Here is a 19007-nt window from a genome sequence, read left to right as displayed (position 1 = left end):
GTATCTCCTACTTAATTAATCGTGTTGTAGAAAGCAATTGTTTATTTTTAAACTTCGCTACAACTATATCTGGCATTTTCAAGCTTTGCCAAAAATCTATATCATATTTTGGATTAAAATGCTGCAACAACAATGTTAAAATGTTACCATGTATGCCAATGATAATCTTTTCATTTTGATGGCGCATTAATAATTCCTCTATCATTGGTATCACTCGCTGCTGAGCCACAATATTAGACTCTCCGCCATCAAAAGAGAACGTTGGCTCTGCCCACACTTTAGCGATGGCGCTTGCGAAATCAGGAACACTGCTCTTTGCTAAAATGCGCTCATTCAATGCTTTTTCTTGAGTGATAGCCAGTTTTTTACTTGCCGCAATCGGTTGAACAGTTTCTACTGCTCTTTGATAGCAGCTAGCATAGATTGCCTGAATATCAATTCCTTCAAATACATTGACTAACTTTTGTGCCTCTATCCAGCCTTGTTCTGACAATGAGCGATTATACTCATCCGGCGTGTAATGTGAATGTGCGTGACGTACAAAATAAATAGTGGTCATTTCACATATGCCTCTGGTATCGGTTTGTCTGGTCTTTGTGGACAATAACGACAGTTGGGGTCTGTGCATTTCTCCTCAAGCCATTTATTGCAGTAGGCACAAAAATAAGCATCGTATTGATCGTTGCGAATTTTCGGGTTGCCACATTGCTCACAGCGCTCTGCTAAAATATATCCTTCGATTTTAAAATTATTAATCACGACATAATCGCCCTCTTGTTGAATTTTCATTTATTTACCTCCACGATGTGAAATATATGTAAAAATTAGAAATATCAAATTCTATTTTGCTATAAATTCCTATTTTTTGCAAATGAAAAAGAGCCACTTCGTAAAGTGACTCTTTTTCATTACAGCGCTTCTCCGATTAATTCACGTACCACATTATCATAGGCTCGACGAATCTCAGCTTGGTCTGCTCTATCCTTCGCCACTAATTGTGCTACTTGCTCAGACAAAGTTAGTGAAGCTCCGTTAAGCTGAATCTGCATAATATTTGCTTTTAATACTTGCTCGTAATGTTTAACTATTTGCTGGTCCATCGTGTACACCTCTTTAAATCACTTGCTCGATTTGCTGACGCAATGTTTTGGCTGCTTGCACCATATTGGCAAGTGCCGCCACTGTTTCAGGCTCTTTACGCGTTTTTAAGCCACAGTCTGGATTGACCCAAAATTGATTGCGTGCTAACACTTGCAAGCTGTCCTGCATAATTGTTAACATTTCTGCTTCGCTTGGCACACGGGGGCTATGAATATCATAAACGCCTAAGCCGATGCCTTTATCGTATGGGTTATGCTGCAATGAGTTAATTAATTCGCCATGACTTCTCGATGTTTCAATGGAAATAACATCAGCATCTAAGGCGCTAATTGGCTCAATGAAATCGTTGAACTCGCAATAGCACATATGTGTATGAATTTGCGTTTCATCTTTGACGCTTGCTGTTGCTAATTTAAATGCCCCTACTGCCCATTCTAAATAAGCATTCCAATTTTCTTTACGCAGCGGTAACCCCTCACGTAATGCAGGCTCATCCACTTGAATAATCGAAATACCTGCTTCCTCCAGAGATTCAATTTCTTTTCGTAGTGCTAAGGCAATTTGATATGTGACATCTTTACGTGCAATATCATCACGCACAAACGACCAATTTAAAATCGTTACAGGGCCTGTTAACATCCCTTTCATATGACGCTTTGTTAAGCTTTGTGCATACACCGTTTCCTTCACTGTCATGGGTGCCTCGAATGCTACATCACCATAAATAATCGGTGGTTTGACACAGCGAGAGCCATAGGACACGACCCATGCATTCGTTGTAAATGCGAAGCCTGTTAGCTTTTCACCAAAATACTCCACCATATCTGTACGCTCAAACTCGCCATGCACAAGCACATCAATATCCAGCTCCTCTTGGATGGCAATCCAGCGTGCTGTTTCCTGCTCTAAAAAGGCAGTGTACTCCTCATTTGTTAAATTGCCTTTGCGCCATGCGTTGCGCTTTTGCTTGACCTCATCAGACTGTGGGAAGCTACCAATTGTTGTTGTTGGGAAAAGCGGCAATTGCAGTGCCTTTTGTTGAATAGCTAAACGTTCTGTAAATGGCGTGCTGCGCTCAAAATCTGCTTGTTCAATTGTTTGAACCGCTTGCTGAACTACTTTGTTGTTGCGAATCGGATGATTTTTCAAAGCTTCAATCGCCTTCATACTAGCAGAAATAGCCGTTGATTCTTGTCCTTGTAAATTGGCAACCACCTCTACAATTTCTACTGCTTTTTCATCTGCAAAAGCGAGTGCATTGAGCAGCACCTTATCTAGTTTTGTCTCAAATTTCGTTGTAATCGGTGCATGCTGTAAATGACAAGAAGGCTGAATCCATAGCTCCTTTGCACCTGAAAGCTGCTCGATTGCCTGTATCATTGTCTTCACTTCGGCTAAATTTGCACGCCAAATATCACGTCCGTTAATCACACCTGCCGCTAGCACTTTGTCGCTTGGGAAGCCATGCTGACGCAATGCCTGCATATTATCCTGATAGCCATGCACAAAATCAAGTCCGATACCTTGCACTGGTAGCTGAACAAGCTGCTCATAGGCTGATAACGACTCAAAATACGTTTGCAGCATAATGTTCACTTCAGGTGCTGCTGTTGTAAGCTGTCCATATATTTCTTGTACAAGTTGAATTTCCTCTTGATCTAACGTGGTAACAAGGGCAGGCTCTTCAAGCTGCACCCATTGTACGCCAGCTGCTGCTAATTCCTTGATTACTTGTATATACAAAGGTAATAGGGCTAAGACAAAGGATGCCTTCGATACGCGGTCATAGCCTTTCGTTAGCTTGATAAATGTATAAGGACCAATAAGCGTTGGCTTTGCTGTAATATCAAATGCTGCCTTTACTTCAACAAAATGCTTCAATAAAGTATTTTCTGTGAGCTGTAATGTCTGTCCCTCATATTCTGGCACAATATAGTGATAATTTGTATTAAACCATTTCGTCATTTCACAGGCAACGGCCTCTTTATTTCCACGTGCCATCGCATAATATGTTGCTAAATCGACTTTGCCACCTTGCCAATTAAAGCGCTTTGGTACAAGTCCAAACATTACTGCTGTATCTAGTATGCGGTCATAGTTGGTAAAATCGCCAACCGAAACTACGTTCAAGCCAAGCTGTAATTGCTTTTCAATACGGCTTAAACGAATTTCCTTTTGCTGTGTGACAAATTCGTCCTCTGTTAATTCCTGCTTCCAAAACTTCTCCAATGACTTTTTCCATTCGCGATTTTCTCCGATATACGGATAACCAATTGCTGTTGCTACATATGCCATGCTTTTCATCAACCTCTCTTTGTCATTTTTAAAGTGCGCAAAAAAGCCATTTTCCTTTGATGGAAAATGGCTATAAATTCGAACATTGCAAAAAAACACGAAATGGGTGCTCCATTCGCTATTGTTTGATCGCTCGTACTCGTAACAATTGTTACTTTTCACCACCTATTTCCACGTAGGTATTTGGTGTGTACTAGATGTTGGCAGGTCTCCTGGCTTATCATCATCGCTCCTCACAGCCTTCCCAGTTTCTCACCAGTGGCATTTGTGATTTGCTCCGATTTACAGTTGCGGGACAGCGTCGGATTCACACCGACTTCCCTTTTAAGTCAAGCTTTCGCTTGGCACCAAATCTTACACATTATTCAATTGTGCTATTACTGTATCATACTTTTAAATGAAAATGCTATCTTTTCTTAATATTTTTATTTCTTTACTATACTTTAATAGGCTGTCTGAAAATGGATTTTCAAACAGCCCCTTTCCTTTATTTACGCTTCAAAAATAACAATGCCAGTATTGCAAGCACTGCAATGATAATTGCGGGCATAAGCCATTTGCTTTTCGTATTGTCCTCTGCCACTGTCTGCTCTAGCTGAACATATTGCAAGACAGCTTCATCATTTGATTGCTGGTCGGCATGGTGATGCCCATGACTACTATTGCTTGTTGTAAAATAAGACAGTTCTACCGTTTTACCAGCCCACTCTTCTGAATTATCCGTCTGTGCAGATATGCGTGGATGTCCTGATAACAAATAGTCTTTGCCATCAATTGTGAGTGTCACAGCGCCATCCGCTGTTTTCACATCATCAATCACACCTGTAGGTCCTTCCATATAGCCGCCCATCTGTACTAGCGTATGTCCGCCCATATCCTCATTTAAATGCTCAAAAATAAAATCGATATACTGTGCCTTTGTTAATGTTGCCTCAGGCTTGTCCAGCTTGAGTTTTTTATGGAACAAGGCTGCATTAAGCTCGCCATATGTCAAATCGCCTTGCAAGGAGGACACATATTCCTCCTGCAAGCTCGCATTGGCTTGTTGCTCAAAATTATCCCCTTCTAAATGGAAAAAGCCTGCAAGCCACGCCGCAAACTCCATGCGTGACAAATTTTCATCCTGCCCTAGCTTCATATCCTGACCATTATAGCCAAGCAAGCCTAAGCTATTTAATAATAATATTTTTTGTGCATTTTCAGCTGTGGGTGCTACATCCTCATACATATTGTTTTCTGTCACAGTATGCGCTTCTACGCTTTGTATTACACATAAAAAGCATACCGCTACAAGCATCATTATTTTTTTCATTCGATTCCCTCCTACTTTTTCAGTATAACGTACAAATGTGAGGGAAGTTTGAAATTACTCTATCGAAAAAATTGCTCCATCGCTTGTTGGAAGGCGGTCATTTTATATGGCTCCTTTAGGGCAAGGCGGAACCATGCTCCGTCCATGCCTACAAAATTTTGCGTGTGGCGCAATACAATGCCTTTTTTCAATAATGCAAAATAAAACTCTGTTGGGTCATAGCAAGAAGGCAAACGAAATGCTATATAGTTTGTTTCACTATTTGTCACAGTACAGCCATGCTCCTTTAGCCAATGTGTCACTTTTGTGCGCATTGCTGTCGCTTGTTGCCTTGAATTTTCGCAAAATTCCGCTTCTTGCAATGCCTGCATCCCAAGCGCCATCGAGGGCGCACTGACATTCCAATGCGGCAGCTCTAGCTTTAAATTAGCAGCGTGTTGTGTAATCGCATAGCCTAGTCTAACACCTGCCATACTATACATTTTTGTCATCGAGCGCAGTACAACTAGATTGTTGAATGACGCTACCAAATCAATAACGGATTGTGATTCATCCGTCCAATCCATAAATGCCTCATCTACAATTAACTCACAGCCTACTTGTTGCCCATATTGTAGCAATTCCAACAGCTTTGACCTAGGCGTCACCACGCCAGTTGGATTGTTCGGATTACAAATATAAACCGCCTCTGCGCCTATCATCGCTTGCTTTAATCGTTCCATTGGTAGTACATAGCTCGTTAGCTCCTCCACAATAAGCGATTGAATGCTTGCATGCTGCTGCATTAACGTTCGCTTATATTCAGAAAAAGAAGGCTCCACAATAATAACAGGCTTTGACCTATAGCGTTTTGCTAATGCCATTATGATTTCCGCTGCGCCATTGCCTATGACAACATGCTCTGCTAGCACATGATGATGTCTCGCCAAGTCGCTACGCAAAGGCTCAGCACCCTCATGTGGATAGAGCGCAATTTGCTCAAATATTGCTGACCACACCTTGTGAAAGCTTGCTGGTGGCCCTAAAAAATTGACATTTTCGCTTAAATCAACAATTTGTGCAGGCATCTCTAGTTGTAGCTGCTGGTATAATGTAGCTGGATTAGCTCCATGTGCGGGATATCGCATACATCATGCCTCCAATCAATAACGTAAAAAGTATTGTCACCGCATATAAATGCTGAATAGCACGTAAAATATGTACCTTGCTTAGTTCCACTATAGGCTCACCCATGTAGGCACGAAATGAGGTTTTCCCTTGATAGGTATTTTCTCCACCTAAACGAATGCCTAGCTGCAAGGCGGTTGCTGCCTCTAAATAGCCACTATTTGGGCTTGGATGCTTTTTCGCATCGCGTAGCCAATAGCGCAGGCGCTCCTTTAATGCAAAAGGTCCTTCATTTTTCGTAAATAATAAAATGCACAAGCCTGTAAGACGACTCGGAATAAAGTTGGCCACATCATCAAGTCTTGCAGCAAAGCGACCAAACTCCCCATAGCGTTCATTGCGATAGCCAATCATCGAATCAAGCGTGTTGATTGCCTTATAGACCCACGCGCCTGTTGCACCAAATAACAGCGCATAAAAAATTGGCGCTGTAATGCCATCACTTGTGTTTTCAGAAACGGTTTCAACAACACCTCGGACAATTTCAGGCTCCTCTAAATGTGCTGTATCACGTCCAACAATCCAGCCAAGCTTTATGCGTGCCTCCTGCATATCGCCTCGTCGCAGCGCATCATAAACGACCATTGCCGCATCCTTCAAGCTCTTTTGTGCAATCGCTATCGCAATAAGCAATATTTCTAGCGCTACTGCAAGCCAAACAGACAGTAGTCCAGCTAAATAAATAAGCCCCCAAACAATAATTCCTGTTAAACTAACAACAAATATTGCTGTCATAGCTCCCTTTAAAACACGTGCCGTCCCATGATTCCAGCGCTGCTCAAAAAATGAAATAAGCTTGCCAATCCATATAACAGGATGCGGTAGCCTAGGTGGATCTCCAACAAGACGATCAAGCAAAATTGCGATGGCAACAATGACGATGTTCATCGCAGCTCACCTTTTTGATAAGCATCATAGCCATCAATCGCTTTATGCAATGTCGCCGCAACACCTTTGCCAATCAGCGCCCCTAAACGAGTAATTGAGCCACCATATGCATGAAATTCACCACGCCCCATCACCGCCAGAGCGACGCTATCTGTTGACGTGCCTGTCGCAATTGTGCCACTTTGCTTATCTATAACACCACGCTCATGCAGCACTTTCACCTTCGCCTCAATGATGCAATGATATGCTTGGATGAACGCCTCATCGCTCATATCTCCATCCACAAAAACGAAAATATTAATCGTTCCGACGGCTGGCTTATATGTATATTGATAGGATTGTGTTACATCGACCGCATTGCCTAATCCTGCCGTAATAAAAACATCAATCGCAGTTTCTCCATCCACATATTGCTCCCTCATCACAAAGCGTTGCTGCACCGCGGTCATCATCGCAACTGTCATCTGGAGGGGCATTGTATATTGCTGTAAAAATTGCTCATACTCACACTTTGCATCCTCAGGATAATAATTTTTATCAACCGTTCGATTGACGAAATATTGATAACGACCAATCCCTGGATTCAGCATAGCCGAGCTTAACACTTTTAATGGCTGCTCACTTTTAATAATAAGTAGCTCCTCACCTAGTTCAACCGTCAGCATGTCGTTCCTCCATTTGCATAAATTCATAAATTTTTTCCATATTTAAGTGCATACGAACGTGCTGTGCAAGCAATTCATAGGCTTGATCACGCAGCTCTTCATCGCTTTGAAGCTGTTCATTGATGAACGGCAGCCTCTTCACTTGACGAATCTCGTTCATCATGCGACGCGTGACATGTCGGTTGTGCAGTAGATGGTGTAGCGTTGTTCCAAGCACATGTCCATCTTCTAATACAGCACCATTGTCATGCCCATCCGCCAATTGAATAAATGGTATAGCTCCATTTAATAATGTCACTTCACCTATGTTCATTTCATAGCCAACAATTTGCTCCTTTGTTGCAATAATGCTGCCAGCTACTTGCCTTTTCGTCTCTTGTTGTAAAAGCGTTGTCTGTAGCGGCAGTAACTGTAGCCCTTTGTACAGGTTATGCTCGCTCATTATCGTTGCACCAAGCATATAATAGCCTGTACCAATACCAACAATTTTTGTTGCACGTTGAACAATTGCCTGTGCAAGACCTGCGTCCTTTAGCCATTGTAAATCATGAACAATATTTTTTGAGCTTGGTAAAATAAGAAGGTCAGGGCTACCAAGCTCTGCAACTGTCGTTACCACACGTACACCAACACCAGGTTCCTCTAATAGTGGATCCATATCGGTGAAATTGACAAGATGTGGTAGACGAATAAAAGCTACATCAATAGCAAACTCCCCTTTTGCAGCCTGCTTCAAACGCAATGATGATAATGCTAATGAATCCTCTGCCTCAATCGGTACATCTAAATACGGAATAACACCTAAAACCGGAATGCCTGTCTCCTGCTCTAGCCAAGTGAGCCCGTCATCAAGCAGCTCCTTCAAGCCGCGAAATTTATTAATCACGATACCTTTGACACGTGCCCTCTCACCGTCATCTAACAACGCAAGCGTGCCAACAATTGTGGCAAACACCCCACCACGATCGATATCTGCTACTAAAATAACAGGTGCATCTGCTAAATGTGCCATGCGCATATTCGCAATATCTCGTGCCTTTAAATTGATTTCAGCTGGACTTCCCGCCCCTTCAAGCACTATCACATCAAAATGCTCTTGCAAATAGCGCAGCAATTTTTCCACCTCTGGCATAACCTTCTCAACAAAATTTTCTCGATAATCCATCGCATCCATTTCAACATAACGCTTGCCATTAAAAATAATTTCTGAGCGCATATTTTGCTTTGGCTTCAATAAAATCGGATTCATTTGTGTTGTCGCTTTCACGCGCGCCGCCTCTGCCTGCACACCTTGCGCACGCCCAATCTCATAGCCATCCTCTGTAATATAGGAATTGAGTGCCATATTTTGTGATTTAAGCGGGGCGACACGGTATCCGTCGTTTGCAAAAATGCGGCATAATGCTGTGCAAATTAAGCTTTTCCCAACATCCGAGGCAGTGCCTTGAATCATAATGGATTGTGCCATTTGCCTTCTCTCCCCTTATAAGAACAATAAAATTGTTAACGCACAAGCTAGACAAACAATCATATAAGCAAGTGAAATAATATATTTTCGTTGTGCCTTTTTAAAGATATATTCCAGCGCAAGGCGAACTGCAAAGACAAGTCCGAAAAATAGAAACAATAAAAAATACAAATATTTCTCAGGAAAGCCCCTCACTGCCACATTGACGATAAAAAATGCACAGAGCAAAATTTCAAATACAAAATGCGCTTTATTGATATATTGATCCATAAATCTTTCATTTTTTTCAATTTTGAACTTCTTTCTTAATAATAAGTCTAATATGCCAGCCATTATAAAGCCGACGATAAAAACAGTTATAATCACAGCCTAAAACTCCTCAAATTTTTATTTTTGTAAATAATGCGTGCGCCATTCATTTGGTACTAAATTGCCGCCTGTTGACCAGACGAGATGATTGGCATTTTTCTGTGAATAAGTGTCCGCTAGCTGTATAAGGCCAAAAAAGCCTGCATGTGCAGATGGCTCCATGAAAATATGCTCCCGCTTATACATTTCTCGCAAACTTTCAAATAAAAACGCATCTTTTACAGTATAACAACCACTCACAATCGTTTCCATCTGTGCGCCAACAAATTTCGACGCTCGCCCAACCGCAAGCCCATCCGCCTCGGTTTCATTCGTTAAGCCGATTTGTGCCACATCAATTTCATCATGTAAGCCTGTCATCATCCCGAGCAGCATGCATGGCGATTGCGTTGGCTCGGCAAAGAAAATATGAACATTTTGACCATATAACTGCTTCAAGCCATAGCTAATCCCACCAGGTGCCCCACCAACACCACATGGAATATAAACAAATAGCGGGTGTTCCTCATCAACCGCTATGTTTTGTGCCTCTAGCTGAGCCTTCACACGTAGCGCTGCAACCGCATAGCCTGCGAATAAATCAAGTGAATTTTCATCGTCAACAAAGTGGCATGTAGCGTCCTGCTCTGCCTCTAAACGCCCCTGTTTGACAGCCTCACTATAATCCGCCTCATACTCTATCACTGTGACACCTAAATCTCGCAGCAATTGCTTTTTCCATTCCTTCGCATCCATCGACATATGCACTGTTACATGAAAGCCTAGCTTTGCGCTAATAATGCCAATGCTTAATCCTAAGTTTCCTGTCGAGCCCACTGCAATTTTATAGTTTTGGAAAAATTGGCGGAAGCGGTCATCATGCAATTTGCGATAATCATCTTCCTTCGATAATAACCCGTGTTCAATTGCTAAGCTTTCGGCATGCTTTAATATTTCATAAATACCACCACGCGCCTTTACTGAGCCTGCAATTGGTAATGCATGATCACATTTTAATAGAAGCTTTCCTTCAATTTTCGTTGCATAAGCATTTTCTAAATATGCCTTCATTTGCTCGACTTCGATAATAGGCGATTCAATGATTCCGTCTTGTATTTCTGGGAAAGCGTCTTGCAAATATGGCGCAAAACGCTTCAATCTTGCTTCCGCCTCATAAACCATTGCCATTGAAAAAGGGAAGCTTTGTTCATTATTTACTTGATCGTTCAACCAAATGACAGGCTCAGCTCGTTGTAAAGATGGAATAAGCGGTAAATTTTCTAGTCTTTTTTCGAATGAATTATGCATTATTATTCATTTCTCCTTTCAATTTGACAGCCCGTTCACAAATTTGTTGAAAAAATTTTTTGAAGGCAATATTATTTTCCTCGGTGCGCTTTTTGGGTCCTTTCGTTCTTCCACCTGCTCGGCGGAATTTTGCACTCTCATAACGAAAAGCGAGCAACTGGTCTATATTATCGGCAGTCATTTCTCTGCCATTATGGTCCACAACAAATGCGCCTTTCGCCAAACACATGGCAGCTAATCCATAATCCCCCGTTATGACAATATCATTTTTAGAAAGCGCATTCACTAGCTTAAAATCAACTGAATCAGGTCCCTTTGGCACGACAATCGTTATTACATTATCACGCTCAATGCGATGTGAAGTATCGCAAAACAAGATAGGTTTTATCTTATATCGAGATGAAACAGATAGCGCCAAATCAATAACTGGGCAGGCATCTGCATCAATTAGCAATTGAATCATCAATGATTTCCCCTTTCAAAAAAGCACGTTTCTCTCTCTTATTTTATTATTTTTATATAATTTTTTGCCGGCTTTTTCTCCTCCCTTCTCATAAAAGTGAATAAAAATTTATTGAATTGCAAGAAAAATCATAATACTATAACATTTAACCGTATTTTTAGGAGGGAACTTTTTTATGACGACTGATGTAATGAACCATGAACAGCTAGCAAAAGAATATATTGATGGTGTATTTGAAAAATTAAAAAAGAAATATGCCTTTGAATTAGAGTTTTTACAGGCAGTTGAAGAAATCTTTTTATCGTTAGTACCTGTTTTTGCCCAAAATCCAGAATATATTCACCATAATATTTTAGCACGTATTGTTGAACCTGACCGCATCATTTCATTCCGTGTTGCATGGTTAGATGATGAAAATAAAGTACAAGTGAATCGCGGCTATCGCGTACAATTTAATAATGTAATAGGTCCATATAAAGGCGGTCTTCGATTCCACCCTACTGTTAACGAATCCATTATGAAATTTTTAGCATTCGAGCAAATTTTCAAAAATGCCTTAACAGGTCAGGCAATCGGCGGCGCAAAAGGTGGTTCAGATTTTGATCCAAAAGGAAAGTCTGATGCTGAAATTATGCGCTTCTGTCAGGCATTCATGACAGAGCTCTATCGCTACATCGGGCCTGATTGCGATGTCCCAGCAGGTGACATCGGTGTTGGCGCACGCGAAATTGGCTATCTATGGGGACAATACAAGCGCATTCGCGGGCAATTCGAGCAAGGTGTACTAACAGGTAAAAAGCCGGGCTATGGTGGCTCTTTAGGACGCAAGGAAGCAACTGGCTATGGCTTAGTGTATTTTGTCAGCGAAATGCTGCATGATGCCCATCTATCCTTTATGAATAAAACAGTCGTTGTCTCTGGCTCAGGCAATGTCGCTATTTATGCAATTGAAAAGGCGCAGCATTTCGGTGCCAATGTTGTCGCATGCTCTGACTCAGGCGGCTATATTTACGATCCAAAGGGCCTTGACTTAAAGGCAATAAAAGAAATTAAAGAAGTAAAAGGCGCACGTATTAGCACATATTTAGATTACCACCCTAATGCACAATATGTGGAAGGCTGCTCAAACATTTGGACAATTCCTTGTGATATTGCCCTACCTTGCGCGACACAAAACGAAATTAACGGTGACGCTGCACGCACGCTCGTTGAAAATGGTGTCAAACTAGTTGCCGAGGGGGCTAATATGCCATCCGATTTAGAGGCGATTAACGTCTTTTTAAATGCTGGTGTTTTATTCGGTCCTGCCAAGGCGGCGAATGCTGGTGGCGTTGCTGTATCAGCGCTTGAAATGGCACAAAACTCAAGCCGCCATAACTGGGCATTTAACGATGTAGATACGAAATTACATGATATTATGAAAGATATTTTTGCAGAAAGCAAAGATGCGGCTGAAAAATATGGTTACCCAAACAATTTAGTTGTAGGCTCAAACATTGCTGGCTTTAAAAAAGTTGCAACTGGGATGATTGCAGAAGGCGTTTATTAATAATGTAGGCTGTCGACAAATCGACAGTCTATTTTTAATTTCAAAAACGAACATTTTATATAGACAAACATGTAATCGTTCGTGTTAAAATGTAATTATAATTTTGTGAATTGGAGGGTTTCTTGTGGAATTAGTATACACAGGTAAAACGAAAAATGTCTTTCAGCTTGAAGATGGTCATTATTTATTGCAATTTAAAGATGATGTAACAGGTGAGGACGGCGTGTTTGATCCAGGTGCGAACACAGTTGGCTTAACAATTGAAGGCGCTGGCTTAGCAGGACTTCGCCTCACTTCCTTCTTCTATTCAAAGCTTAATGAGCAAGGTGTACCAACGCATTATGTGGATGCCAATTTCGATGATGCAACAATGACGGTGAAGCCTGCAACGGTTTTTGGTAACGGCTTAGAGGTCATTTGCCGCTTTAAAGCAGTGGGTTCTTTCCTTCGTCGCTACGGTGCCTATGTCAAGGAAGGGCAAGATTTAGACGCCTTTGTTGAAGTAACGATTAAAGATGACGAGCGACAAGACCCACCCATTTCAGCAGATGCGCTTGCTATGCTAGGCATTTTATCATTAGAGGAATACGAAATTTTAAAGCAACGCACAATTGAAATTTCGAAATTCGTTGCAGCAGAGCTGGCTAAAAAAGGCTTAACTTTATACGATATTAAGCTTGAGTTTGGTCGCGATGCAAAAACCAATGAAATCCTTTTAATTGATGAAATTTCAGGCGGCAACATGCGGGCATACAAGGGCGATGAATATATCGAACCATTACAATTAGAAAAAATTATGCTTGCATAAGAAACTATTTGGAACACAGAGATTAGCTGTGTTCCCTTTTTATGTAACTTCTCTTCTCTCTCGTCCGCTGTGCACCACAAATACTCGAATACAACATTCCCTGTTGATTATCAGTTTTTCTTTCAATTCAAAAGCAATACTTTATTCTATTTGGCTCGATGCAGGATTGATTCACCCATCGAACTGTGGAATTCGCTCAACCAACAGCCAAATTCGCTCATCGAATGGCTAAATTCGCCCATCGAGCACATAAATTCGCTCAACCAATCTATTGAAACCTACTTCTTTTCTCAATACCGTCATAATTTTTGCGCAATTTCGTAAATGATGGTACAATTTATTTCGAATATCGGAATGACGAGGAGGCTTTTTATGTCAACATTAAAACGTAGTGAAGTAAATATTGAAGAAACTTGGAATTTAGCAGATTTATTTGCAACAGAGCAGCAGTTTGAAGATGCCATTGTGGAAGCGAAGGAAGTTGCTACAGCAATCGCTGAAACATATAAAGGAAAAATTGTAGATACAGAGAGCGCAGTCAATGTAATTGCTGCATATGAAAAACTGTATGAAAAATTAGTTCCAATTGGTACATACGCAAATCTTGCACATAGCGTTGAGCAAACAGATAGCGAGGCACAAATGCGCGCAGCGAAAGTAGGTCAATTCCACTCTGCGCTCGGTGCTCAATTATCATTTATCCAAAGCGAGCTATTACAATTAGATGAGAGCGTATTAGTTGAGGCAAGCGAAAAAGCGCCACAATATGCAAACTATATTCGTAAGCTATTGCGCCAAAAGCCATATCAGCTACATCCTGAAGCTGAAAAAGCATTAGCAGCTTTTGGCACAACATTTGATGCAGCATACGGTCTGTACAATACGACAAAATTAGTTGATATGCAGTTCCCTAATTTTGAAGCAAACGGTGAAAGCTACCCACTTAGCTATAACCTCTTTGAAGGTGATTGGGAGCCAGAAAACGATAAAGAGGTTCGCCATGCGGCATTTGAGGCATTCCATAGCAAGCTGCGCGAATATCAGCATACAACAGCTAAAACATACGATACGCATTTAAAAACAGAAAAAACAGAGGCAGACCTACGTGGCTATAGCTCTGTTTTCGACTATTTATTACAATCACAAGAAGTGGACCGCACGCTTTACGACCGTCAAATCGACTTAATTATGTCTGAGTTGGCACCACATATGCGCCGCTACGCAAAATTATTGCAAAAGGTGCATAAGCTTGAGCAAATGACATTTGCTGATTTAAAAATTTCACTTGACCCATCTTATGAGCCAAAAGTGACAATTGATGAATCACGCAAATATATGAAGGAAGGCTTAGCTGTAATGGGCGCTGACTATGCAGAAATGTTAGATCGTTCATTTGACGAGCGCTGGACGGACTTTGCGAACAATGCGGGCAAATCAACAGGCGCATTTTGCTCTAGCCCATTTGGCTACCACCCATATATTTTAATTTCTTGGACGAGCAAAATGAACGAAGTATTCGTATTAGCTCATGAGCTAGGTCATGCTGGTCATTTCTATTTAGCGAATGCTAACCAAAACATTTACAATGCACGCCCTTCTCTATATTTCATCGAAGCACCCTCTACGATGAACGAAATGTTAATGGCGAATCATTTATTACAAAATTCTAACGATGCACGCTTCAAACGCTGGGTCATCTCAACAATCGTGTCACGCACTTACTACCATAACTTCGTGACCCATTTATTAGAAGCAGCATATCAACGTAAAGTGTACGATATTATCGACGCTGGTGGCTCTGTCAATGCACCGAAGCTAAATGAATTAAAACGTAGCGTACTAGAACAATTCTGGGGCGATACAGTGGATATTTTAGATGGCGCTGAATTAACATGGATGCGCCAGCCACACTACTACATGGGCTTATATCCATACACATACTCTGCTGGCTTAACGATTTCTACACAAGTATCGAAGCGTATTTTAGAAGAAGGTGAGCCTGCTGTAGCGGATTGGATTAACGTCCTAAAAGCTGGTGGCACACAATCACCTGTTGAGCTTGCTAAAATGGCAGGTGTTGATATTACAACAGAGGAGCCATTGCGCAACACAATCTCTTACATCGGCAGCTTAATTGATGAGCTTGAAAAATTAACAGCTGAGCTTGGCGAAATTTAATAGCAATTGAACCATCATCAATAAAGGCTAGCGGGAAATATTAATATTTTCTCGCTAGCCTTATTTTTATTAATGTAAGATGGAACCACCATCAATAATTAATTCAATACCCGTTACAAATTTGGATTCGTCTGAAGCTAAATAAAGAACACCATAGGCAATATCAGATGGCTGACCAAGAACATTTAAAGGAATGCCTGCTAAAGTCGCTTCTCTTACTTCTTTATTGCTTGTAAACATTTCAATACTTTCCTAAAAAAGATAAACTAATTGTCGCAGTAGCTGTTCATGTATTAGAAAGGTACGATAGCATATTCACAGCTGTTGCAGTTGACAATACGACTTGCTTCAAAAAAATAGAAACGTTATTTGATTATTTTATAGCAGATATAGAGCCTGACAATTTAGCAGCTACAAAATTGTTAGAAGCTTTTGAGAGCTATGCTTCTACATCGCTTGAGGAGCTAAGTGATTATCAGGACTATATTTTAATTCGTCAAAAAATCGCCAAAACGCTTACCGTAATCATTGAGGATGGCGCGTTGGATGGCTCGATTCGAACAGATATTTCAGCAAAGGATGTTTTATTATCTATTATCAATGCATTCGGTTTATTTTCAAGGAAGCTATCCTTATTCGAAAGAATGCCCTTCTTCGAGGACGAGCTTGATCCCCGCCTTCAATTGACCATTATTAAAGGCATATTTATGGAATATATTAAGCCTCAATAAGGTAAAAATGGTTGTCCAAAAAGCATGTTAGCATACCGCTTTTCAGACAACCATTTCAAATTATTTTTCAACTGCTAGCAATAAAAACATTGGTCTTCTCATCTCATCCTTCATCGTTTCGAGCATTTCCTCTGATGGGTAGGATTCCTTCATTGTCTTAATTGTAAATCCTGCCTCAATCAATGTATTGACATAGGTTGCTACTGTGCGATGATATTTAACAACATCCTCGGCTAAAAATGATGTTTGACGTAGACCCTCTAAATGATAATCGTCGACGGGCCAATGCCTAGGTTGCCCCTTTTCATCGTAATGCCAATCTTGCTCTGCACGGCTAGTGAAAATCGGATGCTCCACTGAAAAAACGAAGGAGCCACCCTTTTTCAAAACGTTAAATACTTTTTTACAAACTACATCAAATGCTTCAACATAGTGAAACGCCAGTGAGCTAATGACGATATCAAATTGCTCCTCCGCAAAATCGATATCCTCAATCGGCATTTGCAAATATGTAATCGCATCGCTATTTGTAAGCTTCTTTGCCTGCTTTAACATTTTTTCAGATAAGTCGATACCCGTTACAGCGTTTGCACCTTGCTCCACTGCATAGCGGCAATGCCAGCCGAAGCCACACCCTAAATCAAGCACCGTTTTTCTTGCAAAGGGGGGCAATAGCTCCTTTAAAATATGCCATTCCCCTGCCGCCTTTAAGCCATCTACAGAGCGAGGCATTTGTGCATACATATCGAAAAATTTGTCGTTATCATATTTATTTTGTTTCATTATCTTCCCTCCATTTAACTATTATACCCCATAAAAATTTTTGAAATATTCAGCAAACAATGCTACAATTTATTTCGTACAGCGGAATAATTAGGGGGCTATTATATAATGACAACACTTAAACGAAGCGAAGTCAATATCACAGAAACATGGAATTTAGATGATTTATTTGCCACAGAGCAACAATTTGACCAGGCAATTGAAGATGTCAAAGCTTATGCTTCCACTACAGAGGCGACGTATAAAGGAAATATTGTCAATGCCGACAAAGCAGTGGCAGTCATTGCTGCATATGAAAAATTCCTTGAGCAAATGATGCCAATTACGACATTTGCTTTTCTTGCACAAAGTACGGATCAAACGAATAGTGAATCACAATTACGTTCTGCCAAAATATCACAGCTTTCAGCTTCATTAAACTCTCAGCTATCCTTCATTCAAAGTGAGCTTTTACAATTGGATGAAGCAACTTTGCGTCAGGCTGGTCAGCTAGCACCGCACTATGCTCATTTTATTGATAAGCTATTGCGTCAAAAGCCACATCAGCTTCATCCAGATGCAGAAAAGGCATTAGCGTCATTCGGCACGACATTCGGTGCTGCCTTTGAGCTTTACTACATTACGAAACTAGTTGATTTACAATTCCCTGACTTTGAGGTAGATGGCAAAAGCTATCCGCTTAGCTTCAATTCATTTGAAGGGGATTGGGAATTTGAAAATGATTTGACACTCCGTCGTGCTGCATTTGAGACATTCCATCGGCAATTGCGCAACTATCAGCATACGATGGCGAAAACATATAACACGCATATCCAACGTGAAAAAACAGAGGCAGATTTGCGCGGCTACACATCTGTTTTTGACTATTTGCTGCAATCGCAGGAAGTGGATCGCACATTGTATGACCGACAAATTGATTTAATTATGCAGGAGCTGGCACCGCATATGCGCCGCTATGCTAAATTACTCCAAAAGGTGCACGGTATTGAGCACATGACCTATGCGGATTTAAAAATTTCACTTGATCCAGCTTACGAGCCACAAGTATCAATTGAAGAGGCACGCCAATATGTCAAAGAAGGTCTTGCCGTTTTAGGTGAGGATTACGCACAAATGCTTGACCGTGCATTCGATGAGCGTTGGATTGATTTTGCACAAAATATCGGCAAATCGAATGGCGCCTTTTGTTCAAGCCCATATGGCTACCATCCATATGTATTAATTTCTTGGACGAGCCGTATGAAGCAAGTATTCGTTTTAGCGCATGAGCTTGGTCATGCTGGTCATTTCTATTTAGCAAACACGCATCAAAATATTTTCGATGCACGCCCATCGATGTACTTTATTGAAGCACCTTCGACGATGAATGAAATGCTAATGGCACATCATTTATTGCAAAATGCCACGGATGCGCGCTTTAAACGCTGGGTCATTGCGAAAATGGTATCGCGCACATATTATCATCAATTCGTGACACATTTATTAGAAGCTGCGTATCAGCGCAAAGTGTATGAAATTGTTGATACAGGAGGTGCTGTCAACGCGGCGAAGCTAAATGAATTAAAGCATAGCGTCATCGAGGAATTTTGGGGCGATACGGTTGAAATTACAGAAGGTGCTGAATTAACATGGATGCGTCAGCTGCATTATTACAAAGGCTTATATCCATACACATACTCTGCTGGTTTAACAATTGCAACAGAAGCATCACAGCGCATTTTAGTGGAAGGTGAAACAGCTGTCACAGATTGGCTTGATATGTTAAAACAAGGTGGTGCGAAAACGCCTGTTGAGCTTGCACAAATGGCGGGTGTCGATATTACAACGGAGGAGCCGCTACGCAACACGATTGCCTATATTGGTAGCTTAGTTGACGAGCTTGAAAAATTAACAGAAGCGATGAATGCATAAAATATATCCGAAAAGTAGCTTAAAGCGCTGCT

General features: G+C 41.0%; 18 protein-coding genes, 1 pseudogene and 1 riboswitch. Of the genes and pseudogenes, 5 read left to right on the top strand and 14 right to left on the bottom strand.

The genetic code is table 11. From position 1 onward, the window contains the following. Window positions 1-7: 7 nt before the first annotated feature. The 12 genes from M3Z76_RS00860 to M3Z76_RS00805 form a co-directional block, all read right to left on the bottom strand. Complete coding sequence (locus M3Z76_RS00860; protein WP_293920025.1) at window positions 8-559, bottom strand: histidine phosphatase family protein; 552 nt, start codon at window positions 557-559, stop codon at window positions 8-10. Further along, entirely contained in the window at window positions 556-789 is a 234-nt protein-coding gene (locus M3Z76_RS00855; RefSeq protein WP_293920026.1) for a hypothetical protein, read from the bottom strand. The genes M3Z76_RS00860 and M3Z76_RS00855 overlap by 4 nt, the downstream gene beginning before the upstream one ends. A 119-nt stretch (window positions 790-908) precedes the next feature. Continuing rightward, the gene (locus tag M3Z76_RS00850) at window positions 909-1100 is read right to left on the bottom strand and encodes a hypothetical protein (protein ID WP_293920027.1); all 192 of its coding nucleotides are present in this window, start codon (window positions 1098-1100) and stop codon (window positions 909-911) included. Between the two features lie 13 nt (window positions 1101-1113). Next, a complete protein-coding gene (metE, locus tag M3Z76_RS00845) occupies window positions 1114-3396 on the bottom strand; it encodes a 5-methyltetrahydropteroyltriglutamate--homocysteine S-methyltransferase (RefSeq protein WP_483310133.1) in 2283 nt (760 codons plus the stop codon). 185 nt (window positions 3397-3581) lie between these two features. Next, a riboswitch (cobalamin riboswitch) is annotated at window positions 3582-3763 on the bottom strand. 120 nt (window positions 3764-3883) lie between these two features. After that, window positions 3884-4708: a hypothetical protein gene (locus M3Z76_RS00840; protein ID WP_293920029.1), complete on the bottom strand. Its 825-nt coding sequence runs from the start codon at window positions 4706-4708 to the stop codon at window positions 3884-3886. 59 nt (window positions 4709-4767) lie between these two features. Continuing rightward, window positions 4768-5835 carry a pyridoxal phosphate-dependent aminotransferase gene (locus M3Z76_RS00835; RefSeq protein WP_293920030.1) on the bottom strand — a complete coding sequence of 356 codons (1068 nt, stop codon included), beginning with the start codon at window positions 5833-5835 and terminating at the stop codon, window positions 4768-4770. Further along, window positions 5810-6763 (bottom strand): adenosylcobinamide-phosphate synthase CbiB, encoded by a 954-nt coding sequence (cbiB, locus tag M3Z76_RS00830; protein ID WP_293920031.1) that lies wholly within the window; start codon window positions 6761-6763, stop codon window positions 5810-5812. Before cbiB ends, M3Z76_RS00835 begins: the two co-directional genes overlap by 26 nt. Then, window positions 6760-7428 carry an adenosylcobinamide amidohydrolase gene (locus M3Z76_RS00825; protein ID WP_293920032.1) on the bottom strand — a complete coding sequence of 223 codons (669 nt, stop codon included), beginning with the start codon at window positions 7426-7428 and terminating at the stop codon, window positions 6760-6762. Before M3Z76_RS00825 ends, cbiB begins: the two co-directional genes overlap by 4 nt. Beyond that, entirely contained in the window at window positions 7415-8896 is a 1482-nt protein-coding gene (locus tag M3Z76_RS00820) for a cobyric acid synthase (protein ID WP_293920033.1), read from the bottom strand. Before M3Z76_RS00820 ends, M3Z76_RS00825 begins: the two co-directional genes overlap by 14 nt. A 15-nt stretch (window positions 8897-8911) precedes the next feature. Then, window positions 8912-9262 carry a DUF4181 domain-containing protein gene (locus M3Z76_RS00815; RefSeq protein WP_293920034.1) on the bottom strand — a complete coding sequence of 117 codons (351 nt, stop codon included), beginning with the start codon at window positions 9260-9262 and terminating at the stop codon, window positions 8912-8914. 21 nt (window positions 9263-9283) lie between these two features. Further along, entirely contained in the window at window positions 9284-10552 is a 1269-nt protein-coding gene (locus M3Z76_RS00810; RefSeq protein WP_293920035.1) for a D-serine ammonia-lyase, read from the bottom strand. Continuing rightward, window positions 10545-11015: a YaiI/YqxD family protein gene (locus M3Z76_RS00805; protein WP_293920036.1), complete on the bottom strand. Its 471-nt coding sequence runs from the start codon at window positions 11013-11015 to the stop codon at window positions 10545-10547. Before M3Z76_RS00805 ends, M3Z76_RS00810 begins: the two co-directional genes overlap by 8 nt. 175 nt (window positions 11016-11190) lie before the next feature. Between M3Z76_RS00805 and gdhA the strand changes: the two genes are divergently transcribed. The 3 genes from gdhA (at window position 11191) to pepF (M3Z76_RS00790) (ending at window position 15550) form a co-directional block, all read left to right on the top strand. Next, on the top strand, window positions 11191-12564 hold the full coding sequence (gdhA, locus tag M3Z76_RS00800; protein ID WP_293920037.1) for an NADP-specific glutamate dehydrogenase: 1374 nt from the start codon (window positions 11191-11193) through the stop codon (window positions 12562-12564). Between the two features lie 124 nt (window positions 12565-12688). Further along, window positions 12689-13372, top strand: coding sequence for a phosphoribosylaminoimidazolesuccinocarboxamide synthase (locus M3Z76_RS00795; RefSeq protein ID WP_293920038.1), 684 nt, complete (start codon window positions 12689-12691; stop codon window positions 13370-13372). A 372-nt stretch (window positions 13373-13744) separates the two neighbouring features. Then, window positions 13745-15550, top strand: a complete 1806-nt coding sequence (gene pepF / locus M3Z76_RS00790; RefSeq protein WP_293920039.1) for an oligoendopeptidase F — start codon at window positions 13745-13747, stop codon at window positions 15548-15550. Between the two features lie 69 nt (window positions 15551-15619). On the opposite strand, the pseudogene M3Z76_RS00785 reads toward pepF (M3Z76_RS00790), so the two are convergent. Then, window positions 15620-15793 (bottom strand): annotated as a pseudogene (locus M3Z76_RS00785) (SDR family oxidoreductase); the annotation flags it as partial. A 176-nt stretch (window positions 15794-15969) separates the two neighbouring features. Here M3Z76_RS00785 and M3Z76_RS00780 point away from each other — a divergent pair. Further along, a complete protein-coding gene (locus M3Z76_RS00780; protein ID WP_293920041.1) occupies window positions 15970-16281 on the top strand; it encodes a hypothetical protein in 312 nt (103 codons plus the stop codon). Between the two features lie 60 nt (window positions 16282-16341). Here the strand turns inward: M3Z76_RS00780 and M3Z76_RS00775 are convergent, their stop codons facing one another. Continuing rightward, window positions 16342-17064 (bottom strand): class I SAM-dependent methyltransferase, encoded by a 723-nt coding sequence (locus M3Z76_RS00775; RefSeq protein ID WP_293920042.1) that lies wholly within the window; start codon window positions 17062-17064, stop codon window positions 16342-16344. A gap of 108 nt (window positions 17065-17172) precedes the next feature. Here M3Z76_RS00775 and pepF (M3Z76_RS00770) point away from each other — a divergent pair, with 108 nt between their 5' ends. Continuing rightward, complete coding sequence (gene pepF, locus M3Z76_RS00770; protein ID WP_293920043.1) at window positions 17173-18975, top strand: oligoendopeptidase F; 1803 nt, start codon at window positions 17173-17175, stop codon at window positions 18973-18975. The last annotated feature ends 32 nt before the right edge of the window (window positions 18976-19007 follow it).

Origin of the sequence: Metasolibacillus sp., from assembly GCF_025291715.1 — a bacterium.
GTDB lineage: Bacteria > Bacillota > Bacilli > Bacillales_A > Planococcaceae > Metasolibacillus > Metasolibacillus louembei.
Note: the sequence above shows the minus strand (reverse complement) of the source record. Positions and strands in the feature narration are given on the sequence as shown.

Bases quoted from the DNA above. Each gene is read 5' to 3' on its own strand.
- M3Z76_RS00840 (WP_293920029.1), bottom strand. From the start codon at position 4,708: ATGAAAAAAATAATGATGCTTGTAGCGGTATGCTTTTTATGTGTAATA.
- M3Z76_RS00855 (WP_293920026.1), bottom strand. From the start codon at position 789: ATGAAAATTCAACAAGAGGGCGATTATGTCGTGATTAATAATTTTAAA.
- M3Z76_RS00835 (WP_293920030.1), bottom strand. From the start codon at position 5,835: ATGCGATATCCCGCACATGGAGCTAATCCAGCTACATTATACCAGCAG.
- pepF (WP_293920039.1), top strand. From the start codon at position 13,745: ATGTCAACATTAAAACGTAGTGAAGTAAATATTGAAGAAACTTGGAAT.
- M3Z76_RS00775 (WP_293920042.1), bottom strand. From the start codon at position 17,064: ATGAAACAAAATAAATATGATAACGACAAATTTTTCGATATGTATGCA.
- M3Z76_RS00850 (WP_293920027.1), bottom strand. From the start codon at position 1,100: ATGGACCAGCAAATAGTTAAACATTACGAGCAAGTATTAAAAGCAAAT.
- M3Z76_RS00810 (WP_293920035.1), bottom strand. From the start codon at position 10,552: ATGCATAATTCATTCGAAAAAAGACTAGAAAATTTACCGCTTATTCCA.
- pepF (WP_293920043.1), top strand. From the start codon at position 17,173: ATGACAACACTTAAACGAAGCGAAGTCAATATCACAGAAACATGGAAT.
- gdhA (WP_293920037.1), top strand. From the start codon at position 11,191: ATGACGACTGATGTAATGAACCATGAACAGCTAGCAAAAGAATATATT.
- M3Z76_RS00805 (WP_293920036.1), bottom strand. From the start codon at position 11,015: ATGATTCAATTGCTAATTGATGCAGATGCCTGCCCAGTTATTGATTTG.
- metE (WP_483310133.1), bottom strand. From the start codon at position 3,396: ATGGCATATGTAGCAACAGCAATTGGTTATCCGTATATCGGAGAAAAT.
- M3Z76_RS00820 (WP_293920033.1), bottom strand. From the start codon at position 8,896: ATGGCACAATCCATTATGATTCAAGGCACTGCCTCGGATGTTGGGAAA.
- M3Z76_RS00825 (WP_293920032.1), bottom strand. From the start codon at position 7,428: ATGCTGACGGTTGAACTAGGTGAGGAGCTACTTATTATTAAAAGTGAG.
- cbiB (WP_293920031.1), bottom strand. From the start codon at position 6,763: ATGAACATCGTCATTGTTGCCATCGCAATTTTGCTTGATCGTCTTGTT.
- M3Z76_RS00860 (WP_293920025.1), bottom strand. From the start codon at position 559: ATGACCACTATTTATTTTGTACGTCACGCACATTCACATTACACGCCG.